This window comes from Streptomyces carpinensis, assembly GCF_002154505.1.
Lineage (GTDB): Bacteria > Actinomycetota > Actinomycetes > Streptomycetales > Streptomycetaceae > Streptomyces > Streptomyces carpinensis.
The window spans coordinates 22,447-28,545 of the sequence record NZ_MUBM01000152.1; the positions used below are offsets into that span (position 1 = coordinate 22,447).

The window sequence follows — 6,099 nt, forward strand, 5'->3', positions numbered from 1 at the left end:
ATGACATGCCCATGGCATTCGCATCAGGCGGTGGGACGCCGCCTCACTCCACTCACCCCCCAGGAGACAATCCATGTCTGTGTCCTCGGCCCGTTTGGGGCGGGTCAGACCGCTCACCCTGCTGGCGCTGGCCATGGCGCTGGCCATGGCTGTGTTCGGCGGTCAGGCATCCGCCGACAGCAGGGCCGCAGCCGCCGGCTCGCTCCCCTGTGACCTGTACGCCTCCGGCGGCACACCCTGCGTGGCCGCGCACAGCACGACCCGCGCGCTGTACTCCGCCTACAACGGCCGTCTCTACCAGGTCAAGCGCGCATCAGACGGCGCGACCCGAGACATCGGTGTGCTCAGCACGGGCGGTTACGCCGACGCCGCCGCGCAGGACTCCTTCTGCGCGGCAACGAGCTGCCTCATCACCGTCGTCTACGACCAGTCCGGCCGCGGCAACAACCTCACCCAGGCACCGCCCGGAGGGTTCTCGGGTCCCGCCGCGGGCGGATACGACAACCTCGCGGAAGCATCCGCCGCGCCGGTCACCGTGGGCGGCCACAAGGCGTACGGGGTCTTCATCGCCCCCGGCACCGGGTACCGCGACAACAACACCACCGGCATCGCGACCGGAGACCAGCCGGAAGGCATGTACGCGATCCTCGACGGCAGCCGCTACAACGGCGGCTGCTGCTTCGACTACGGCAACGCCGAGACCAGCAGCCGGGACACCGGCAACGGCCACATGGAGACCATCTACTTCGGCAACGGCAAGTCCTGGGGCTACGGCACCGGCAACGGACCATGGGTCATGGCCGACCTCGAGAACGGCCTGTTCTCCGGCGTCAACCGCGGCTACAACGCGGGCGACCCGAGCGTCGGCCACCGGTTCGTCACCGCCGCCGTCAAGGGCGGGCCGAACCAATGGGCGATCCGGGCCGGCAACGCACAGTCCGGCGGTCTGTCCACCTACTACAGCGGCCCGCGCCCCAACGTCTCCGGCTACAACCCGATGCACAAGGAAGGGGCCGTCATCCTCGGCATCGGCGGCGACAACAGCAACAGCTCCGCCGGTACCTTCTACGAGGGCGTCATGACCTCCGGTTACCCGTCGGACGCGACCGAGAACGCCGTGCAGGCCGACATCAACGCGGCCGGCTACGCGCAGTCCGCCACGGCCGGCGGAGTCACCGCGGGCTCCAGGGTCTCGCTGCGGGCCACCACGTCCTGCTGCACCACCGAGTACCTCCGGCACAACAGTGCCGACAGCAACGCAGCCATCGCGACGGTCTCCTCGTCCAGTTCGTCCGCCGACAAGGCCGCCGCCACCTGGATCGTACGAGCCGGCCTGGGCGACGCCTCCTGCGTGTCCTTCGAGTCCGCCGACAAACCCGGCCAGTACCTGCGCCACTACGACTTCCATCTGCGCGTCGACAGCGACGACGGCGGCGCGCTGTTCAGGCAGGACGCCACCTTCTGCCCACAGGCGGGTCACAACGGCCAGGGCATCTCACTCCGGTCCGCCAACTACCCCAGCGACTTCGTACGCCATTACGACCACGCCGCCTACATCGCGAGCGACGGCGGCTCCCACCTGTGGGACAACACCGCCCTCTGGGCCGACGACACCAGCTGGGTCGTGACCTCCCCCTGGGCCTGACACCCGCCACCCGGCATCCGCACCACGGCCGTGCCATCTCACCGATGGCGCGGCCGCCGAGGTCCGGACGGCCGGCCCTGCCAGGTGGCTCCCGCGGAAGGTCTCGCTCGGCAGGCGCCAGGTCGAACCGGTAGACGTATCCCTGCCGCCCGCGGGCGGGCACACACGTGTTCCTCCGGACCCGCGAAGGGATGGACGGACTGAGTACGAAGGAACGTGGCCGTGAAAGCGGTCGCCTCCCGGTGAAGGGCTCCACCGGGTTTCATCCGAACGGTCGTAGCCGTTGGGTGCAAAAGGTCAGGCCCGGGGAACACCGTCCCTTTCGAGCCTGCCGCTCCGAATGGCGGCAACGCACCACCGGAGCGAGGGTGGGAAGCCGAAGCGAGCGAGGGAGGAGCGGTGGGCAATCTGGTCGTCGTGGGAGTGGATGGCTCGACGTCGAGTCTTGCCGCGGTGGAGGTGGCCGCGGGGGAAGCCCAGCGGCGTGGTGCGGAGCTGCGTGTGGTGCACGCCTTCAGTTGGCCTGTCAGGCCCATGTATGCGCCATTGGACCCGTCGCCGCTCAATCGCGTGGTGCACGAGGCTGCGCAGCTCGCCCGGCGTATGGCGCCTGATGTGGAGGTCGCCGAGGCCGTGGTGACCGGCAACGCGGTGGCGGTGCTGGAGGCCGAGTCGCGCGTCGCCGGCCTCGTGGTCGTCGGCGCCCGGGGTACCGGCGGCTTCATCGGAATGCTGCTGGGATCGACGGCGGTGTCCCTGGCCGCACACAGCCAGTGTCCGGTGATGGTCGTGCGCGGCGAACCCGCCGGCTACGGGCCGATCGTGCTGGCCGTGGACGGCTCGTCGGCCGGCGAGAAGGCGATCGCCTTCGCCTTCGCCGAGGCGGCGCTGCGCGAGGCCGAGATCGTGGCTGTGCACGCGTGGCTGCCGGACCATGCGCCGCTCGGCACGGGCCCCGAGGCAGCCGAGCGCCTTCTGGCCCAGGCACTCGCCGGTCGCACGGAAAGGTATCCGGATGTCGTGGTCAGACAGGACGTGGCGAGCGGCGACACCCGGGAAGTACTGCTCCAGGCGAGCATGACCGCCCAGCTCATGGTCGTCGGAGCCAGGGGCCACGGCGGTTTTGCCGGATTGCTCCTGGGATCGGTGAGCCAGGCCCTGCTGCACCATGCGCACTGCCCCGTCACCGTCGTCCGTGGCACGGCCTGATCACCGCATGCCGCGGGGTGACCGGTCGCCCGCGTCGCCCCGCTGTACACCTGCCGGCATGCACGAAAGTCACCCCGAAGCGAAAAGCCCCCTGTTGTCCTCGGCCCAGGCGCGGAACGTGCGCGCCGGACGGCCCAGCACCTGCGGCACGTCGTCGGTGACCACCGCGTTGCCACCGTCGCGGACGAACGCCACGCCGGCCAGCACGCCGTCCGCCCGGTGCTCGTCCATGCCCCAGGCGGCACGAAGGAATTCGCGGGTCTCGTCCGGCGACAGGTCCCGGGTGGGGACGGGGCGGCCCAGAACCGCGGCGAGTACGACGGCCTGATCCGGGACGCTGATCGCCTCCGGCCCGGTCAGGGTGTACGTCCGCCCCGCGTGTCCACCCTCGACCAGGGACCGGACCGCTACGGCGGCCACGTCACGGGGGTCGATCACGCCCGACGCCCCGTCTCCGGTCATGTTGGGCACCGGCTCGCCGGCCCGGAGCGCCGGGACCCAGCTCAGCGTGTTGGAGGCGAACGACGACGGCCTCAGCACCGTCCATTCGGCCCCACTCTCCCGCACGGCCCACTCGCCCTCCAGATGCCAGAGCGCGGAGGGGCCGGAAGCGCCCTCGCCCGTGCCGATCGCGGACAGCTTCACCAGCCGGCCTACGCCCGCGGCCCCGGCCGCCGCGACCAGCGCCGCATCCTGGCCCTCGTCGGGACCGGGCGGCCGGACCAGGAAGGCGGCCGTCACCCCCGTCAGCGCGGCGTCCAGGGAGGCCGGGTCGCGGTAGTCCCCACGCACCACCTCCACTTCGGCGGCCACCCGCGCCTTCGCCGGGTCACGGGTCAGGGCGCGCACCTTCTCACCGCGCGCGGCCAACTGTCGTACGACGTCACTCCCGATGGTGCCCGTGGCACCCGTCACCAGAATCATGAGGCCGACGATGCCCCGCCTACCGCGCCCGGTTCTTGGAAATTCCGGCACGGTCGGCCCGTCGGAAACGCGGTGCGGGGCGCTTACCGTGGAAAGGTGCCGTACACCACCGCCGAGCAACCGCCGGCCACGCCCGAGGTGCTGCACCCCTGGATCGCCGGGGTGCGGACCCTGTCCTTCACCGGGCCGCCCGAGGAGACGTTCGTCCGACTGCCCGAAGCGGTGACCAAGGTAGTGCTGCGGGTGACGGCGGACGGGCGGCGTGACGTGCTGGCCGTCGGACCACGGGTGCGCGCCTCGTACCACGAGGGAAAGAACCGCGTCTCCTGTGTGGAGCTGAACCTCGCGCCGGGTACGGCCCGGCCGCTGCTGGGTGTTCCGGCCGCCGTGCTGGTGGGCCGGGTCATTGCGCTGGACGGGCTGCCGGGAGGTGCGGCGCGGCGGCTCGCCGGCGAGCTGCGGTGGCTGGACCCACAGGAGGCGGTGCCCCACCTCGCCGAGGCGCTGCCCGGCCTGTTGTCCGACGCCGTGGATCCGTCCCGGACAGCGGTGCTGCGGGCGGGCGTGGACGCGTTGTCGGTACGGCTGGGCCGGGGACCCGCGCAGGTCAGGAACGTGGCTCGGGAACTTGCCGTCAGCGAGCGGCAGTTACGGAACCTGTTCGCCGAGGGCGTCGGAGTCTCCCCCAAGCACTACGCCCGTATCGACCGCGTCCGCACGGTCGTCACCCGCGCGGCGAGCGCCCGCTGGTCCGAACTGGCCACGGCGACCGGCTACTTCGACCAGTCGCACATGACCTCCGACTTCCGGTCCCTGATGGGGGTCCCGCCTCGCTCGTACTTCGCCGGCCGGCTGCCCGCACTCAGCCCCTGCCAGGCCGGGCCGCGCACCTGAACACGGCTCGGCGCCCTGGATTCCGGGCGAGCACCTGAATCCGGGTGGGCACCGGTCGTTCGGGTGAGCACCGCACCCCCGACCGTCGGCGCTTCCCACAGCCCGTCGGCCGCACCCCAGACGTGGTGGTTGGTGGTGACGTCCTTGTCGAACAGCAGGACCACCTTCTGCCCCTCGGCCCAGAGCGGTCCGTTCCGACCCACCCCCAGCAGCCGTTGAGACCGATCACGCCCCACTCTGCCGGGGCCGACAGCACCGCCTGCCGCGACTGGGGGCTGTCCTCGGGGTCACCTGGATAGTGAGCTCTGGCGCCCTCTGAGTGGGCCATGGCGGCGAAGGCCCACACGTAACCGACGCCGGCCAGCCGTTGGTTCTGGACCCGGCGGGCCAGGACGGCCACGCTCTTGCCGGAGGCCCTGGCGATCGGGGCTGAACCGGCGTGAGCCCTGAGGCCTTTCGCGTCGGCGAAGCCGGATCGGTCGTCGCCGATCCCGGCGAACCCCCGGGCGCCGCTGAGTGCGCAGAACTCTGGGAAGCCGGTGATGATTTCGGCGTCCGGGCGCTTCTCAAAAGACTCCATCACTGCCGGGGCAAGGTCGTCGACGCTTGCGCAGGCGGCATCCAACTGCCGCAGCAACGCGAGTGTCTGTCGGCCCGCTGGTGCTGATGCTGCTCACCGTGGTGTTCGTGGTGCTGATGCACGGCCCAGGGTGGACGGAGACATGTTGACTCGGTCCACCCCGGTTCGTGTTCACGCTGCACACGGTGGTGGCGGGCGTACTGCTGCATCACCCGGCGGAGGGCAGGACCCGCAGATACGCGCCGTGATGCGTCACCGTGCGACGTACTGCGTAAGAATCGCCTGCACCTCGTAAATGTCCACGCCCTTGGTGAACGTCTTCTCGATCGGGGCCGCGGTGCCCGAAAGCCAGATCTTGAGCTCGCCGTCCAGGTCGAAGTGGCCGGCCGTCTCCACCGCGAAGTGGGTGATGCTGCGGTACGGGATGGAGTGGTACTCCACCTTCTTGCCGGTGATGCCCTGCTTGTCCACCAGGACCAGGCGGCGGTCGGTGAACAGGATGGTGTCGCGTATCAGCAGGTAGGCGGCGTGGACCTGCTCGCCCTGGCCGAGCAGGCGGGCGTACTCCTGCTGGGCCTCGGCCGGATTGACGGCGTGCGCGTTGCCGAAGAGTGCCATGTGGGTCCCCCCTGGGTACACCCGGCGGGATGTGATACGCCGGGTCTGGTGGTGTCGTCGGGAAGGTAGACGCGGTGGGCGGCCAGACGGTTTCACAGGATCTTCACGGAGAAGAAGCTTCTTATGTTTCTCAGGCGCGTCGGGCGCCCAGTACGTCCCGCCGGCCTCCACACCAGCCCGGCCGCTTTCAGAACCGCCACGTCAGTGACCGGGGCCGGCCCCGGAGTGC

At 70.6% G+C, this 6,099-nt stretch carries 5 protein-coding genes; 3 read left to right on the forward strand and 2 right to left on the reverse strand.

Annotated features, from left to right (window positions below; translation table 11 throughout):
* The first annotated feature begins 73 nt into the window (after positions 1 to 73).
* Together BZY54_RS20620 and BZY54_RS20625 are read left to right on the forward strand one after the other, a co-directional pair.
* The gene (locus BZY54_RS20620) at positions 74 to 1,645 is read left to right on the forward strand and encodes an alpha-L-arabinofuranosidase B (protein ID WP_086726662.1); all 1,572 of its coding nucleotides are present in this window, start codon (positions 74 to 76) and stop codon (positions 1,643 to 1,645) included.
* 399 nt (positions 1,646 to 2,044) lie between these two features.
* A complete protein-coding gene (locus BZY54_RS20625; RefSeq protein ID WP_086726663.1) occupies positions 2,045 to 2,854 on the forward strand; it encodes a universal stress protein in 810 nt (269 codons plus the stop codon).
* Positions 2,855 to 2,923: 69 nt separating this feature from the next.
* Here BZY54_RS20625 and BZY54_RS20630 read toward each other — a convergent pair whose 3' ends face one another.
* A complete protein-coding gene (locus BZY54_RS20630) occupies positions 2,924 to 3,778 on the reverse strand; it encodes an NAD(P)H-binding protein (protein ID WP_086726664.1) in 855 nt (284 codons plus the stop codon).
* A 96-nt stretch (positions 3,779 to 3,874) separates the two neighbouring features.
* On the opposite strand from BZY54_RS20630, the gene BZY54_RS20635 reads away from it, so the two are divergent.
* On the forward strand, positions 3,875 to 4,672 hold the full coding sequence (locus BZY54_RS20635) for an AraC family transcriptional regulator (RefSeq protein WP_086726665.1): 798 nt from the start codon (positions 3,875 to 3,877) through the stop codon (positions 4,670 to 4,672).
* Between the two features lie 832 nt (positions 4,673 to 5,504).
* On the opposite strand, the gene BZY54_RS20645 is transcribed toward BZY54_RS20635, so the two are convergent.
* Positions 5,505 to 5,870 (reverse strand): PH domain-containing protein, encoded by a 366-nt coding sequence (locus BZY54_RS20645; RefSeq protein ID WP_086726666.1) that lies wholly within the window; start codon positions 5,868 to 5,870, stop codon positions 5,505 to 5,507.
* Positions 5,871 to 6,099: the final 229 nt, after the last annotated feature.